Source organism: Porticoccus sp. W117, from assembly GCF_030341905.1.
Taxonomy (GTDB): domain Bacteria; phylum Pseudomonadota; class Gammaproteobacteria; order Pseudomonadales; family Porticoccaceae; genus SCSIO-12696.
Genome location: NZ_JATAAF010000027.1, coordinates 1 through 15,295, shown reverse-complemented (window position 1 = coordinate 15,295; position 15,295 = coordinate 1). Strand labels below are relative to the sequence as shown.

Below are 15,295 nucleotides of genomic sequence, written 5' to 3'. Positions count from 1 at the left end.
CTGCCTTTATCACTTCTACACCTGCCCTCTACGACGGCGCCGTCGGTACACCAGCGCTGAAGAAACGATCAACAGCAACCAGGCCACGTAGGGGCGCAGCCAGCTACCGTCCGGGTGAGTAAACCACTGGAACGCCAGCGGCGAAATCACGCTGGTCAGCAGAATCAGCAGGGCGACAATTCGGTAGTTGAGCATAGCGAGATGGTAACAGAGGAGGTGGGAACGGGGACAGCAGATCGCCTGATTATGGTGAGGTGGCGATGCGCAGCGGGCAGGGCTTTTCCGAACACGCTGTGCATACGTCCATGTAAGCTCGGATGCGACTTCCCTGTCGCATACGGTTCGGAAAAGCCCTGCCCACTACCCATCTTAGCTCCTTGTTTACTGCCTCATATGGAAAAGGTTTCATAGGTAGAGGACGTTGCGGCATTCACTTTGATAAACTGCGCGCCTTTGACATTCGTTGTAACGAGCCTCTTTTGCACAATAACGATCAATTTTCTCCTTCGGAACGTCAGGCGGTAGCCTCCATTGCTGGCCTCTACGGGCTGCGTATGTTGGGCCTGTTTATGGTGTTGCCGGTGCTGGCCCTGTATGTGGAGGACTATCAGGCAGCGACGCCACTGTTGCTGGGGTTTGCCCTGGGGGTGTACGGACTCACCCAGGCACTACTGCAAATTCCTTTGGGATTGGCTTCCGATCGCCTGGGTCGCAAACCGATTATTGTTGGCGGCCTGTTGTTGTTTGTTGGTGGCAGCGTACTGGCGGCCGAGGCTGAAAGTATTTATGGCCTGATCGCTGGCCGTGCATTGCAGGGTGCCGGCGCCATTGCCAGTACTCTGATGGCTCTGGTGGCAGATGTGACCAGAGAACAGAACCGCACCAAGGCCATGGCGAGTATCGGTGGCAGCATCGGCTTTGCCTTCTTGCTGGCGATGATTCTGGGGCCGTGGATCAGCACCCAGTTTGGCGGTGTGGAGGCGGTATTTTGGGTAACTGCATTTTTAGGCGTGTTGGGTGTTTTATGGGCTCAGTGGCGTTTGCCAGCGCCACAAATGGGTGCCGTCAATAGAGAAACGCAAGCAGTACCGGCGATGATTTCCGGGGTGTTGAAAGACGTGAGGCTGCTGCGCCTCGACTTGGGGATTTTTACCCTGCACCTGTTGCTGATGGCGGGTTTTGTAGCGATTCCGACAGTGCTCACCGACAGCCTGCAAATACCCGTGGAGAGCCACTGGTGGGTTTACCTGCTGCTGCTGGGGGGCTCATTCTTTGCCATGATTCCCGCTATTATCGCCGCCGAGCGCGGTGGCCATATGAAACCAGTGTTTCTTGCGGCTATCGCCCTGGCGGCACTGAGTCTTGGCGGCTTTTCACTGGGCTTTGAACGTGGCGCCGCAGTGGCGCTGGGTTTGTTATTCCTGTTTTTTGTCGCCTTCAACCTGTTGGAGGCCAGTTTACCATCGCTGGTGAGCAAGACCGCCCCGGCTGGCACTCGTGGCACTGCCATGGGCGTTTACTCCACTAGCCAGTTCCTCGGTGCTTTTGTGGGGGGCGTGCTGGGAGGCTGGTTATTGCCCTTGTATGGAGTGGCAGGGTTGTTTGCGGTGTTGGCGCTAATGACGCTGTTGTGGCTTTTGGTGGTGTTCCCCATGGAGGCGCCCCGCGCCCTGTCGGGGGTGGTGCTCAAATACTGTGATCACGATGGTTATGCCCATGAGTTGGAAGCGCTGCCCGGCGTTGAGGAGGTGGTGCTGGTTGCCCACGAGAAAACCGCTTACGCCAAAGTGGATCGAAAAGAAGTAGATTGGGGGTTGTTGAGGCCTTACCTTTCGGAGTAACACTTTTCCCGGTACCATAGGCGGCTTGCACAATTGGCCGGGGGCGATGGGAATGCTCCCGTATTTTAAGAACAACAGGAGAGAAATTTATGGCTCGCGGTATCAATAAAGTGATTTTGGTCGGCAACCTCGGTCAGGATCCGGAAACCCGCTATATGCCTTCCGGTGGGGCAGTAACCAATGTCAGCGTGGCTACCTCAGAAACCTGGAAAGACAAGCAAACCGGTCAGCCCCAAGAGCGCACTGAGTGGCACCGGGTGGTATTTTTTAACCGCCTTGGCGAAATCGCCGGTGAATATTTGAAAAAAGGCAGTAAAGTCTACGTCGAGGGTTCCTTGCGCACTCGCAAGTGGCAGGGGCAGGACGGCCAGGATCGTTACACCACCGAAATTGTTGCCAGCGATATGCAAATGCTGGATAGCCGTGGCGGCCAGGGAATGGATCAGGGAGGTTATGCGCCTCAGCAGTCAGCTCCCCAGCGCCCACCCCAAAATCAGAACCAGGGCCAGCAGCAAAACCAACAACAAAATCAGCAGCCCCAGCAGCAAGGTGGCAACGATTTTGATAATTTCGATGATGACATTCCGTTTTAACGGTTAGCTTTTAAGTAAAGCGGAAAGTGATTTCCAAAGGCTCCACACGGAGCCTTTTTTGTGACTGAAAAAGAACGTTGAGGAGAGGGTGTTGCGAACCGCATTGTTACTGCTGATGTCTTTCACCATGGGCTTTGCCATTATGTCCAGCGAACTGCTGGGCGGGCGCATTCTGGCACCCAATTTTGGTTCCAGTATTTTTGTCTGGGGCAGCATTATTACCGTGTATATGCTGGCGCTGTCACTGGGTTATTTGATCGGTGGCCAATGGTCTATGCGCGCGCCAAGTTTTCGCAAGTTTGGCCTGTTGTTTCTGGTAGCGGGCTTGTCACTGCTGCACATTGTCGCGTTTGACCAGTGGGCCATGGATTGGGTGTTTGTGCGCGTCGAAGACCCCCGCGGTGGGGCGCTGTTGGCATCCATGCTGCTGTTTTTTGTGCCTTCCATCATTATGGGGGTTGCTGCTCCCTACGGTGTGCGCCTGCTGGTGGAAAGCCGTGAGAGCAGCGGCAAGGCGGCGGGTTTTTTGTACTTTGTGTCTACACTGGGCAGTGCTGCGGGCACCATTATGACCTCGTTCTATCTGGTGGTGTGGTTTGAAATCGATCAGATTATTTATTGCTGTACCGGCTTGCTACTGATGCTGGGAGTGCTGGCTTTGTTAATAAAAGGTGGCAGTGATGCCGGTGCCACCGAGGTTGCATCGTGAAAAATCATTGTTGGCTGTTGCTGGTACTTTTGTTGGCCACCAGTGCCAATGCAGAAATTATTCACCGGGAAAAATCTCTCTACCGGGATTTGTATATTGAAGAAAATGACGGCCTGCGCTGCCTGATTTTTCGCGCTCGCGGCGACCGCAAGAGCAATCAATCCTGTGTCTACCTCCAGCGCCCGGATGTTCTCGCCCTAAGCTATACCCGTATGGCCATGGCGGGGCTGTTTTTAAAACCGCAGCCCAAGCGCATACTGGTGATTGGTCTTGGCGGTGGGGTGTTGCCCAGAGCGTTGCGGGATTTGTATCCACAAGTGGATATCACTTCAGTGGAGATCGATCCGGCGGTAGTGGCAGTGGCCAAACGTTATTTTTATTTTCAGGAGGCGGACGACAACCGAGTGGTGGTTCAGGACGCCCGGGTTTTTGTAAAACGGGCCGGTCTGAAAAAAGAGCAATACGATTTCGTTGTTCTCGACGCTTTTAACGGCGACTACATTCCCGGTCATTTGATGACCCTGGAATTTTTTCAGGAAGTGAAAAAAATTATGACGCCGGATGGCGTATTGGTGGCTAACACCTTCAGCCGCAGCGAACTGGTCAATCACGAAGCGGCCACCTATCAAAAAGCCTTTGGTGAGTTTTATACGGTGTCCCAGCGGGACAGTGGCAACCGCATAATTCTGGCTTCCAACAAGCCGCTGCCCAAGCGCACCGAAATGCATCGCAATATGCTGGAATTAGCGCCACAGCTAACGCGCTTTGCCGTGGAAAGCCGCAAGCTGCTCAATGGCCTCGACCGAACTCCAAAATGGAAACGATCGGCTAAGGTGCTGACAGATCAGTATTCGCCAGTGAATGTGTTGAATGAACGATGAAAAAGAGAAATGAGAGACACAAAAAATCCGCTACTAGAGCGGATTTTTTTGTGAAGTAAAACCTGAGATTTTAGGTTCTGCTGTCTTACGCCTTATATCGTTGCATCACCAACGCCGCATTGGTGCCGCCAAAGCCAAAGCTATTGGACATTACGGTGTTGATACCCGCATTGTCGATACGCTCGCACACCACCGGCAGGTGGGCGGCTTTTTCGTCCAGGTTGTCGATATTGGCAGAGGCGCAGATAAAGTCGTTCTGCAGCATCAGCAGTGAATAGATCGCTTCGTGAACACCAGCAGCGCCCAGGGCGTGGCCGGTAAGAGATTTGGTGGAGCTGATTTTCGGCACGTTATCACCAAAGGCTTCGCTGATGGCCTGAAGCTCCTGAGTATCGCCAACCGGCGTGCTGGTGCCGTGGGTGTTGATGTAATCCACTTCGCAGTCAACGGCTTCCAGAGCCTGCTGCATGCAACGAACCGCGCCTTCACCGGAGGGAGCTACCATGTCGTAGCCGTCGGAGGTGGCGCCGTAGCCAACGATTTCGGCGATGATGTTGGCGCCCCGCGCCAGGGCGTGCTCCAGCTCTTCCACCACCACGCAGCCACCGCCGCAGGAGATGGTGAAACCGTCGCGATCCGCGTCGTAGGCGCGGGAGGCTTTTTGCGGATTGTCGTTGTATTTGGTGGTCAATGCGCCCATGGCGTCGAACATGGCGGCCATGGACCAGTGTTCTTCTTCGCCTCCGCCGGCAAAAATTACATCCTGTTTGCCCAGTTGAATCTGCTCAACCGCTGCGCCGATGCAGTGCGCGCTGGTGGCACAGGCAGAGGTGATGGAGTAATTAACCCCTTTGATTTTGAACGGTGTCGCCAGACAGGCTGACACGGTGTTGCCCATAATCTGGGTTACCCGGTACGGGCCCATGCGCTTGACGCCTTTGGTGCGCATGGTGTCCACCGCCTCAATAAACTTGTCACCGGAAAATCCACCGGACGCCATAATAATGCCGGTGCGCGGGTTGGATACCTGGTCTTCACTGAGGCCGGAGTTTTCAATGGCTTGCTGCATGGCCACATAGCCGTAACCAGCGGGCTTGCCCATAAAGCGCATGCTCTTGCGGTCGATGTGTTCATTCAGGTCGATATCGACGCGCCCGGCCACATGACTGCGCAGCCCCAGCTCTTTGTATTCTTCTTTGTAGTGAATGCCAGACGTGCCGTCTCGCAGAGAGTTGGTGACGGATTCGAGATCGTTGCCCAACGGGGAGACGATGCCCATGCCGGTAATGACAGCGCGTTTCATACGTTACCTCAATGCCCGGGAAGTAGTGGATAAGTGTTTGCGCATTGTACTTGATGCCCCTGCGCTTGTTAACCGACCAGTCGTAGCCCGTAGAGGCTATTCGGGCTGTGCACAACCCCTTGATGGCCTCATAATACGGCTTTTACACGTTGCTCTGTGGAACCAGCAAGGAAATAACCATGATAAGAAAATGCCTATTCCCGGTTGCGGGTTACGGAACCCGCTTCCTGCCCGCGACCAAGTCCATGCCCAAGGAAATGCTGCCTATCGTCAATCGCCCCCTGGTGCAGTACGGGGTTGAGGAGGCCATGGATGCGGGGCTTCACGAAATCGGTTTTGTTACCGGCCGCGGCAAGCGCGCTATTGAAGATCACTTCGATACTAACTACGAGCTGGAGCATCAGATATCCGGCACCTCCAAAGAGGAATACCTGCAAAGTATTCGCCACGTGATTGAAAACGGCAGCTTCTCGTTTACCCGCCAGCGGGAAATGAAAGGCTTGGGGCACGCCATTCTCACCGGTGAGCGTCTGATTGGCTACGAACCCTGTGGAGTGATTCTTGCGGATGACTTCTGTATTGGTGAGGGCGGCAAAGGGGTGATGGCTCAATTGGTGGAGATTTACCGCCGCACCGGCAAGAGTGTGGTGGCGATTGAAGAGGTGCCCGACGAGGATGTCTCTAAATTTGGTGTGATTGCCGGTGAAGAAATCGAGCCGGGTCTTTACCAGGTCAATGACATGGTGGAAAAACCCGCCAAAGAAGACGCGCCCAGCAATATGGCCATTATTGGCCGCTATGTGCTGACCCCGGACATATTCAATATCCTGCGTTACACCAAGCCGGGCAAAGGGGGGGAAATCCAGATTACCGACGCCCTGCTGGAACAGGCTCGCCGCGGCGATGTGCTGGCGTACAAATTTAAAGGCAAACGCTTCGATTGCGGCAGTGTGGATGGCTATGTGCAGGCCACCAATTACGTCTACGAGAATTTTTACTGCAAGGATAACGACCAGGTGACTCATGTCTGAGGTGATGGAGCAACAAGCGATCAATTGTTTTAAAGCCTATGATGTGCGCGGCCGTGTGCCCGATGAGCTGAATACCGACGTTGCTTACCGCATCGGTCGTGCCACTGCGCAATTTTTGGATGCCAAACGGATGGTGGTGGGACACGATATCCGCCTGACCAGCCCGGAATTGTGCAATGCCCTGATTCAGGGTTTGCGGGAAGGGGGCGTCAACGTCACCCATATCGGCCAGTGCGGCACGGAGGAAATCTACTTCGCTACGTCTTATGGCAACTTTGATGGCGGTATTGTGGTGACCGCCAGCCACAACCCCATGGATTACAACGGCATGAAGTTTGTGCGTGAGCAATCCAAGCCGATCTCCGGGGATAACGGCTTGCTGGATATCAAAGCCCTGGCTGAGCAAAACCAGTTTGCCGATACCGATGTTTTGGGCACCTTGGCACACGATCAGGATAAAACCGCCTATATTGAACACCTGCGAGGCTACGTGGATCACAGCCAGCTGAAGCCCCTGAAGCTGGTGGTCAATGCGGGCAATGGTGGTGCCGGTTCGGTGGTGGACTTGCTGGAACCGCATCTGCCGTTTGAATTTATCAAGGTACACCATCAGCCGGACGGCAACTTTCCCAACGGTGTGCCTAATCCATTACTGGAAGAAAACCGCGCTGCTACCGCCGACCAGGTTCGCCAGCAAGGTGCGGATTTAGGTATTGCCTGGGACGGCGATTTCGATCGTTGCTTCTTTTTTGATGAAAACGGCGATTTTGTTGAGGGTTACTACCTGGTCGGTTTGCTCGCTGAGAGCTTTCTAAATAAACACGGCAGCGGTTCTATTGTTCATGACCCTCGCCTTACCTGGAATACCATCGACGTGGCCAATCGCCTGGGTGGCACCCCGGTACTCACCAAAACCGGCCACGCCTTTATCAAACAATGCATGCGCGATCATGACGCCATTTACGGCGGCGAGATGAGCGCCCACCACTACTTCCGGGATTTTGCTTATTGCGACAGCGGTATGATCCCCTGGCTGCTGGTAGCGGAAATTGTCAGTCAAAGTGGCAAGACACTGTCGCAGCTGGTGGCCGAGTGCCAAAAAGCCTATCCGTGCAGTGGTGAAATCAACAGCCGCATCCAGAACACCGAAGCCGTATTGGCAGAACTTACTGAGCGCTATGGTTCCCAGGCAAAAGCGGAAGATCGCACCGACGGTTTGAGCCTGGATATGGGCGAATGGCGTTTCAATGTGCGTATGTCAAACACCGAGCCGGTGGTAAGGCTCAATGTTGAGAGTCGAGGGAATCCTGAATTGATGCGGGAGAAAACGGCGGAGTTGTTGGCGGTGATTCGGAAATAGTTTCGGGGTGGGGGGGGGGGGGGGGGGGGGGGGGGGGGGGGGGGGGGGGCGCCCCCCCCACACCCCCCCCCCCCACCCCGAAACTGTCAGTAAGTTCTAGCGATAGAAAAATTCACCAGCTCTTCCAGAGTCTTGAGTAAGGGTGAATCCGGCAGTTGTGACAACTGTTGCTTGGCGGTGTCCACCTGCTGCTGCGCCTTCTCCATGGTGTAGTCCAACGCACCAGTCTGTTTAACAATCTCCACAACCTGTTCCAGTTTGTCCAATTGCGCTTCTTTAATGGCTTCGCGAATGGTGGCGGCCTGTTGGTCGTTGCCCAGACGCATGGCGGCCAGCAGGGGGAGGGTGGGTTTACCTTCCGCCAGGTCGTCGCCGACGTTTTTACCCAGTTCCTCCGCGTTGCCCTGGTAGTCCAGCGCATCGTCTACTAATTGAAAGGCCAAGCCCAGGTGGCGGCCGTAGAGCTTCATGGCTTCGCGCTGTTGTGAATTTTCAGTGGCTAGCACCGCTCCGGCTTGGGCGGCGGCTTCAAACAGTTGGGCGGTTTTTTTGCGGATGACTTCAAAGTAATCTGCCTCGCTGATGTCCGGGTTGCCGGCGTTGATCAGCTGTTGCACCTCTCCCTCGGAAATCAGGTTGGTGGTATCTGCCAGGATGGACATAATCTCCATATCACCAATAGCCACCAGCATCTGAAAGGCTCGGGAGTACAAGAAATCCCCCACCAGCACGCTGGGGGCGTTGCCCCAGCGGGCGTTGGCTGTAGCGCGACCGCGGCGCATGTCGGACGTATCCACCACATCATCGTGCAGCAGAGTAGCTGTGTGGATAAATTCAATAATCGCCGCCAGTTCCACATGGCGTTTGCCCTGATAACCGCAGGCATTGGCTGCAAGCAATACAAGCAAGGGGCGCAGGCGCTTGCCGCCAGCATCCACAATGTACTGGCCGATGTTTTCCACCAGACCCACGTCTGAGTGCAGTTGATTGATGATCAGATCGTTAACCGCCAGAAAGTCGCTTTCTACGGCGCGGTGGAAGGGCAGCATGGGCCAGTGGCTTCCTTAATATATAGGAGTGAGTGGGGCTGGAATCCTAGGTGCGGTTATTTGAGGTGTCAAGGGTGTGGAAAGGGTGTAACCAGCGGGTAAAATAAGCGCAAATTTGGCCTTGCGGCCCATGGGCGATTTCCGTACAATTGCCGCCCTCGAATCTGGGGCTCGGCTTTTAAGACGACTTTCTTGCTTACCTTACACATAGGTAATAACCAAGAGCGTGCATTAAGTTGGCCCAAATGCAGCAAATTTGGAGCAGTTTATGTACGCAGTTATTGCAAGCGGTGGTAAGCAGCATCGCGTCCAGGAAGGTGAAACCCTTCGCCTGGAAAAGCTGGAAGTGGCCACTGGTGAATCCATCGATTTCGACGAAGTTCTGATGGTTGCCGACGGCGAAAACATCAACATCGGCGCCCCTGTGGTAGACGGTGCTAAAGTGAGTGCAGAGGTTCTGGCTCACGGTCGTGGCGACAAGGTGAGCATCATCAAGTTCAAGCGCCGCAAGCACCACCGCAAGCAGATGGGCCACCGTCAGTGGTTCACTGAGGTGAAAATCACTGGCATTAATGCTGGTTAATATAAGTTTTTAGGAGACTGGATCATGGCTCACAAGAAAGCTGGTGGTAGTACCCGGAACGGACGGGATTCAGAAAGTAAACGCCTCGGCGTCAAGCGCTTCGGCGGCGAAACCATTTCTGCGGGCAGCATTATCGTGCGTCAGCGCGGTACCAAGTTCCACGCTGGTGACAACGTTGGTATGGGTCGCGACCACACCCTGTTCGCCAAAGCTGAGGGCAAGGTGCAGTTCACCACTCGTGGTGACAAGAACCGCAAATACGTAGAGATTGTTACTGCCTGATTAAGGCCTGCATCTCTACTTAAAAAAGCCCCCTCGCGGGGCTTTTTTTGTGCCGTTGCATTATGCTTTCCGTATGAGCTTGATGATTGGTAGGCTGCACGTCTGATGTCGCACGCTAAAACCAAGCACCCTGTAGGTCGGCCTTCAGGCCGACACCCTCGGTGCTTCAGATGGCTGCCGTTGTCGGGTTAAAGCCCGACCTACACAGAATGGCGCTTTTAGCGTGCGTCGTGCGACGTCAGACGTGCGACCACCGAGTATTACCTCGTTTTGAGAAATAAGTTGGTTAAAGCAACATGAAATTTGTCGATGAAGCACCCATTCGGGTTCAGGCGGGTAAGGGCGGCAACGGCTGCATGAGTTTTCGCCGGGAAAAATTTATCCCCCGCGGTGGCCCGGATGGCGGCGATGGTGGCGACGGTGGCTCCATCTACCTGGAAGCCGACGAAAACCTCAATACCCTGGTGGATTACCGCTACACCCGCAGCTACAACGCCGAGAGTGGCAAGCAGGGCAGTGGTGGCAATTGCACCGGCCGCAAAGGCGATGACTTGGTATTAAAAGTACCGGTGGGTACGACGGCCATTGATGTGGATACCGAGGAAACTCTGGGTGACCTGACTGAACCCGGCCAGCGTTTGATGGTAGCTCAGGGCGGCTGGCACGGCATTGGTAATGCCCGTTTTAAATCCAGCACCAATCGCGCGCCGCGACAAACCACGCCTGGTAAAGAAGGTGAGGTGCGCAATCTCAAATTGGAGTTGAAGGTGCTGGCCGACGTAGGTTTGCTGGGCTTGCCCAACGCCGGTAAATCCAGCTTTATTCGTGCGGTGTCTGCCGCGCGGCCGAAAGTGGCCAATTACCCTTTTACCACTCTGGTGCCCAATCTGGGGGTGGTGGGTATGGATGGCCATCGTAGTTTTGTGGTGGCGGATGTGCCGGGTTTGATCGGTGGCGCCTCAGAGGGGGCGGGTTTGGGTATTCGTTTTCTGAAGCACCTTACCCGCACCCGTTTGTTGCTGCATGTGGTGGATATGATGCCTTACGACGGCACCACTCCTGAGGAAAATGTCGCCACTATTGATCAAGAGCTGGAAAATTTCAGCCCGACCCTGGCGCAACGAGATTGTTGGCTGGTGCTCAACAAGGTGGATTTGCTGCCGGAAGCTGATCGCGAGCAGCGTTGCAAAGAGTTGGTGGAGGCGTTGGATTGGCAGGGGCCGGTGTTTTCCATTGCCGCGATTTCCAAGCAGGGTACCGGCGACCTGTGCACTGAAATCATGGATTATCTGCAGGAATGCTGGCAAGCGGAGGAGGCCAACCCGGAACTGGCCCAGCAGGAATCCCAGCGTCGCGAGCAGATGCAGCAGGAAGCCCGTGAGCGTATTGAAGAATTGCGCGAGGCGCGCCGCCGTGGTTCCAGCTCGGAAGATGATGACGATGATTGGGATGATGACGACTACGACGTTGAAGTGGTCTATACCCGTGATTAACTCTGAGGTATAGAGGGCTCGGTAGTGGCCACAATATCCAGAGCCAGCTCCTTGCCGCCGCGCACGACCTCAAATTTCATTACTTCCCCAGGGGCCAGATCAAACATCAATTGGGAGATGTAGGCCTGGTCAGTGCGTCGCTGACCATTGATGCCAATGATAATATCCCCCGCTAGTAGCCCTGCACTGCTGGCGGGCCCGCCGTTGCCAATTGCGGTTACCATTAGCCCCGACTGGTATTCAAAACCCAGTAACCCCATTTGACGTTCGTTGAGCGATTCCACCGACACATCACCAATATAGCCCCGCCTAACGTAGCCGTACTCGCGAATGTCTTTAAGTACCTTAAGCGCATCATTGGCCGGGATAGCAAAGCTGATGCCGTAGCTGTCGGTGCGTTTGCCGCTGCGATCGGTGCGATTCAGGGTGGCATTGTTGATGCCCAGCAGCCGTCCGTAAGCGTCCACCAGGGCGCCGCCGGAATTGCCGGGGTGAATAGTGGCGTCAGTTTGTATGCTTTCCCGGTACTGGCGATAGCGCCCGCTGCCAAACTGTTTTTGGCCAAGAGCGCTAATTATCCCCTGGGTCACCGTCTGGCCAACACCGTGGGGATTGCCGATGGCCAGTACCACCTGGCCCACTTCTGCCTCCATGGAGTTCACAGCCTCAATGGGGGTGAGCTGGTCCAGGTCTACCTTGAGTACTGCCAGGTCGGTGGCCTTGTCGATTCCCACAACTTCTGCCACGGAGGTGCGGCCGTCCTGCAGTTGTATGTTGATTTGGTCGGCGCCGGATACTACGTGCAGGTTGGTGAGGATGTGGCCGTCCCGGCTAAAAATGACGCCCGACCCAAGGCCAATAGCCTCTCGGGTGCGTGGGGTTCTGGCGTTGATAAATTGACCCAAAACAGGGTCGTCGAGAATGGGGTTCCAGGGGCGGTTGGGCACTTGGCGGCGGCTGTATATGTTGACCACCGAGGGTGCGGCGCGACGCACTGCCTCGGCATAAGAAACCGGGCCTTGCCAGCTGTCAGATTCGTTTTTTTGCAGCCATTTATTTGAATTGGTGAACAGCAGGATGGCCGCTGCGGCGGCAATGCCGGCCAGCACTGGCCAGCCGATAAATTGGAATATGCGTGATGCCATGGAAACCAGGGTAAGTCAGGCGTTATACAGCCCGCAGTGTGGGGTCATCTTCGCTGTCGTCTTCGTCGTTGGCCACCTGATGGTCGGGGCGGGCTTCAATGCCGTAATCGTCCTTCAGGCCATATTCTTCACTCAGGATGCCGCCGGGCGCTTTGGGAGCGTAGTCTTTAGGGGGCTCAGGAGGGGTTTCTGACAGCGCTTCGTCGCGGTTATCGGTCAGTTTGCCGGTACCGGCATTGACCAGCTGGCGGCTGATGTCCGGGTTGGCCAGGTGCATGGCACTGCTGGCCATATGTTCATGCACAGCCTTGTAACTTTGAGTGAGGTTGTTGATCAGGCCTGAGGTTTGGATAAAATGCTCGGTCACTTCCTGCTGGTAGCCCTTGAGGCTGTTCTCTGCCTGCTGCAGTTTGCCTTCCAGTTCGCGCACCTTCTGCTGCTCTGGATTGGTCAGGCGTGATAGCAGCAGGCCAATAGCAGCGCCTGCGACCAGGCAAATCAGGGCGGTGATGATCAGGGTGGTGCTCAAGGGTGCTCTCCTGGGTTGATCCGGCGTCTGGATGTTCAGGCGCTTTATGTAAGGACTCCTAGAGTGTGTCGGATCGGCTTATATGAATCAATGTTTTTTACCTATTTAAAAGAGGTAGTCAATGTACCCAACCCCGATGGAGCGTTATCGGAACGATCTTGAGCGCAGCGGCTTTAGCCACGACCCGGCTCAACAGCAGGCGGTAGAGAAGCTTCAGGATCTCTATGATCGCCTGGTGAAGCAATGGCGCAAAGAACAAGGTAAGGGCAAGCTGTCACGCTGGCTGTCCGGGGTTGCCGAGCGCCGGGGTGATATCCAGGTGGAGCGCGGGCTCTACTTCTGGGGCGGTGTGGGGCGTGGCAAAACCTACCTGATGGACAATTTCTACGAGAGCCTGCCCTTTGACGCCAAAATGCGCTCTCACTTCCACCGCTTTATGCGCATGGTGCACCAGGAGCTGAAGCAGCTGGATGGGGTCAAAAACCCCCTGGAAAAAGTCGCTGACAATATTGCTGCCAAAGCCAGGGTGTTGTGTTTTGATGAGTTCTTTGTCTCCGATATCACCGATGCCATGATCCTCGGTTCATTGCTGGAACTGCTTTTTCAGCGCGGCGTGGCGCTGGTGGCCACCTCCAATATCGTTCCCGACGGCCTCTATGAGAACGGCCTGCAGCGTGCTCGCTTCCTGCCCGCCATTAAACTACTGAAGGAGCATACCGAGGTGGTCAATGTCGACGGTGGAGTGGATTACCGTTTGCGTGCCCTGACTCGCGCTGAGCTGTATCACTCGCCACTGGATGAGGGGGCAGAAACGGCCCTGCGCTCCGCATTTGACGACCTGGTGCCCGCGGTTGAAGAAGTCTGTGAAGGCCAGCTTTTAGAAGTAGAAGGCCGCAATATCTCTACCCGCTTTATCGCTGAAGATGTGGTCTGGTTTGATTTTCTGGCCATTTGCGATGGCCCCCGTAGTCAGAACGACTATATCGAGATTGCTCGCGAGTTCCACGCTGTGCTGGTGGGCAAAGTACCGCAAATGGGGCGTGCCAACGACGATCAGGCACGCCGCTTCATCAATATGGTAGACGAATTCTACGATCGCAACGTCAAGTTGGTGTTGTCGGTAGAAGTGCCACTGGAAGATATTTACGGTGGTGGCAACCTGGATTTTGTGTTCCAGCGTACCCGCTCACGGTTGCTGGAAATGCAATCCCATGAGTATTTGGCTAGGGCACATAGGCCGTAGATTCCCTGCGGGCGGTGCTTTACTGGACACGCCGTAAACACTTCCCTGTGGGCTCGTATGCGACATCCCTGTCGCATACGGTCCGGTAAAGCACCGCCCGCAGCAAATCGCCACCTCCGGCGCGTATAAAAAAGAGGGCAAAACCAGTTGAAATGCCCCTCTCTCTTCGGTAGTATTCGCGCTCTTTTTTGGGACGAGCCCCGAACTCAAACCCCAAAGGCTGAACGCCAATAGGCAGGAAACAATGAAAACTTTTAGTGCCAAACCTGAATCTGTGCAGCGCGACTGGTATTTGGTTGACGCCACAGACAAGACTCTCGGTCGCCTGGCTGCCGAGATCGCTACTCGTCTGCGTGGTAAACACAAGCCGGAGTACACTCCGCACGTGGATACCGGCGACTACATTGTTGTTACCAACGTGGAAAAAATCCGCGTTACCGGCAACAAGGCGAAAGACAAGATTTACCACAGCCACACCGGCTACCCCGGTGGCTTGAAATCCATCAGCTTTGAAAAACTGATCGACAAGGCTCCTGAGCGCACTTTGCAGAGCGCCGTTAAGGGCATGCTGCCCAAAGGGCCACTGGGTCGTGCGATGTTCAAAAAGCTGAAGATCTACGCTGGCAGTGATCACCCGCACGCCGCTCAGCAGCCACAAGAACTGAATATCTAACGGACGATTGATTATGGCAGACAACCAATTTTACGGTACCGGTCGTCGCAAAACCTCCTCTGCTCGTGTTTTCATCAGCAAAGGTAGCGGCAACATCACCATTAACAATCGCACCATCGACCAGTACTTTGGCCGTGAAGTGGCGCGTATGATCGTTCGCCAGCCTCTGGAAACAGTGGAAATGGTGGATCAATTCGACCTGAAAATTACCGTCAAAGGCGGTGGTAGCTTCGGTCAGGCTGGCGCAATTCGCCACGGCCTGTCTCGCGCTCTGCTGCAATACGACGAAAACCTGCGGGGCCCACTGCGTGCCGCTGGCTTCCTGACTCGCGACGCCCGTGAGGTTGAGCGTAAGAAAGTCGGCCTGCACAAAGCCCGTAAGCGTCCGCAGTTCTCCAAGCGTTAATTGCACGCTGCGATGCAGTATCGAAGAGCCCAGGCAAATGCCTGGGCTCAGACTGCTGACAAAGTCCTCGCCCTCGTGCGGGGACTTTTTATAATGGGGCATGTTAAAAGACCGCCCCCAAACCCAGTCCACTATGGAGTTCGTCAGCATTGACGAGCTAGTTCCTGCCGACCA

At 55.1% G+C, this 15,295-nt stretch carries 17 protein-coding genes; 12 read left to right on the top strand and 5 right to left on the bottom strand.

Annotated elements, in window-relative coordinates; translation table 11 throughout:
• Positions 1 to 15: 15 nt before the first annotated feature.
• Positions 16 to 195 (bottom strand): hypothetical protein, encoded by a 180-nt coding sequence (locus QSV34_RS13730; protein WP_289155624.1) that lies wholly within the window; start codon positions 193 to 195, stop codon positions 16 to 18.
• Between the two features lie 284 nt (positions 196 to 479).
• Between QSV34_RS13730 and QSV34_RS13725 the strand changes: the two genes are divergently transcribed.
• The 4 genes from QSV34_RS13725 (at position 480) to QSV34_RS13710 (ending at position 4,024) form a co-directional block, all read left to right on the top strand.
• Complete coding sequence (locus QSV34_RS13725; protein ID WP_289155623.1) at positions 480 to 1,841, top strand: MFS transporter; 1,362 nt, start codon at positions 480 to 482, stop codon at positions 1,839 to 1,841.
• Between the two features lie 89 nt (positions 1,842 to 1,930).
• Entirely contained in the window at positions 1,931 to 2,434 is a 504-nt protein-coding gene (gene ssb, locus QSV34_RS13720) for a single-stranded DNA-binding protein (RefSeq protein WP_289155622.1), read from the top strand.
• A gap of 88 nt (positions 2,435 to 2,522) precedes the next feature.
• Positions 2,523 to 3,143: a fused MFS/spermidine synthase gene (locus QSV34_RS13715; RefSeq protein WP_502929025.1), complete on the top strand. Its 621-nt coding sequence runs from the start codon at positions 2,523 to 2,525 to the stop codon at positions 3,141 to 3,143.
• Entirely contained in the window at positions 3,140 to 4,024 is an 885-nt protein-coding gene (locus tag QSV34_RS13710) for a spermidine synthase (protein ID WP_289155619.1), read from the top strand. Before QSV34_RS13715 ends, QSV34_RS13710 begins: the two co-directional genes overlap by 4 nt.
• A gap of 85 nt (positions 4,025 to 4,109) precedes the next feature.
• On the opposite strand, the gene fabB is transcribed toward QSV34_RS13710, so the two are convergent.
• The gene (gene fabB, locus QSV34_RS13705) at positions 4,110 to 5,327 is read right to left on the bottom strand and encodes a beta-ketoacyl-ACP synthase I (protein ID WP_289155617.1); all 1,218 of its coding nucleotides are present in this window, start codon (positions 5,325 to 5,327) and stop codon (positions 4,110 to 4,112) included.
• 179 nt (positions 5,328 to 5,506) lie between these two features.
• On the opposite strand from fabB, the gene galU reads away from it, so the two are divergent.
• Both galU and QSV34_RS13695 read left to right on the top strand, forming a co-directional pair.
• On the top strand, positions 5,507 to 6,358 hold the full coding sequence (gene galU / locus QSV34_RS13700) for a UTP--glucose-1-phosphate uridylyltransferase GalU (protein ID WP_289155615.1): 852 nt from the start codon (positions 5,507 to 5,509) through the stop codon (positions 6,356 to 6,358).
• On the top strand, positions 6,351 to 7,718 hold the full coding sequence (locus QSV34_RS13695; RefSeq protein WP_289155614.1) for a phosphohexomutase domain-containing protein: 1,368 nt from the start codon (positions 6,351 to 6,353) through the stop codon (positions 7,716 to 7,718). Before galU ends, QSV34_RS13695 begins: the two co-directional genes overlap by 8 nt.
• A gap of 86 nt (positions 7,719 to 7,804) precedes the next feature.
• Here the strand turns inward: QSV34_RS13695 and QSV34_RS13690 are convergent, their stop codons facing one another.
• Entirely contained in the window at positions 7,805 to 8,767 is a 963-nt protein-coding gene (locus QSV34_RS13690) for a polyprenyl synthetase family protein (RefSeq protein ID WP_289155613.1), read from the bottom strand.
• Positions 8,768 to 9,035: 268 nt separating this feature from the next.
• Here QSV34_RS13690 and rplU point away from each other — a divergent pair, with 268 nt between their 5' ends.
• The 3 genes from rplU to cgtA all read left to right on the top strand — a co-directional run bounded on the left by rplU (position 9,036) and on the right by cgtA (position 11,125).
• Complete coding sequence (gene rplU, locus QSV34_RS13685) at positions 9,036 to 9,350, top strand: 50S ribosomal protein L21 (protein ID WP_289155611.1); 315 nt, start codon at positions 9,036 to 9,038, stop codon at positions 9,348 to 9,350.
• 24 nt (positions 9,351 to 9,374) lie between these two features.
• Positions 9,375 to 9,632: a 50S ribosomal protein L27 gene (rpmA, locus tag QSV34_RS13680; RefSeq protein ID WP_289155609.1), complete on the top strand. Its 258-nt coding sequence runs from the start codon at positions 9,375 to 9,377 to the stop codon at positions 9,630 to 9,632.
• Between the two features lie 296 nt (positions 9,633 to 9,928).
• Positions 9,929 to 11,125, top strand: a complete 1,197-nt coding sequence (gene cgtA, locus QSV34_RS13675) for an Obg family GTPase CgtA (RefSeq protein WP_289155607.1) — start codon at positions 9,929 to 9,931, stop codon at positions 11,123 to 11,125.
• On the opposite strand, the gene QSV34_RS13670 is transcribed toward cgtA, so the two are convergent.
• Both QSV34_RS13670 and QSV34_RS13665 read right to left on the bottom strand, forming a co-directional pair.
• Positions 11,122 to 12,270, bottom strand: a complete 1,149-nt coding sequence (locus QSV34_RS13670) for a S1C family serine protease (protein ID WP_289155605.1) — start codon at positions 12,268 to 12,270, stop codon at positions 11,122 to 11,124. The genes cgtA and QSV34_RS13670 overlap by 4 nt on opposite strands.
• A gap of 22 nt (positions 12,271 to 12,292) precedes the next feature.
• Positions 12,293 to 12,799 carry a Z-ring associated ZapG family protein gene (locus QSV34_RS13665; RefSeq protein WP_289155603.1) on the bottom strand — a complete coding sequence of 169 codons (507 nt, stop codon included), beginning with the start codon at positions 12,797 to 12,799 and terminating at the stop codon, positions 12,293 to 12,295.
• Positions 12,800 to 12,920: 121 nt separating this feature from the next.
• Here QSV34_RS13665 and zapE point away from each other — a divergent pair, with 121 nt between their 5' ends.
• The 3 genes from zapE (at position 12,921) to rpsI (ending at position 15,121) form a co-directional block, all read left to right on the top strand.
• Complete coding sequence (zapE, locus tag QSV34_RS13660; RefSeq protein WP_289155601.1) at positions 12,921 to 14,042, top strand: cell division protein ZapE; 1,122 nt, start codon at positions 12,921 to 12,923, stop codon at positions 14,040 to 14,042.
• A gap of 244 nt (positions 14,043 to 14,286) precedes the next feature.
• On the top strand, positions 14,287 to 14,715 hold the full coding sequence (gene rplM / locus QSV34_RS13655) for a 50S ribosomal protein L13 (protein ID WP_289155599.1): 429 nt from the start codon (positions 14,287 to 14,289) through the stop codon (positions 14,713 to 14,715).
• A gap of 13 nt (positions 14,716 to 14,728) precedes the next feature.
• On the top strand, positions 14,729 to 15,121 hold the full coding sequence (gene rpsI / locus QSV34_RS13650) for a 30S ribosomal protein S9 (RefSeq protein ID WP_289155597.1): 393 nt from the start codon (positions 14,729 to 14,731) through the stop codon (positions 15,119 to 15,121).
• The last annotated feature ends 174 nt before the right edge of the window (positions 15,122 to 15,295 follow it).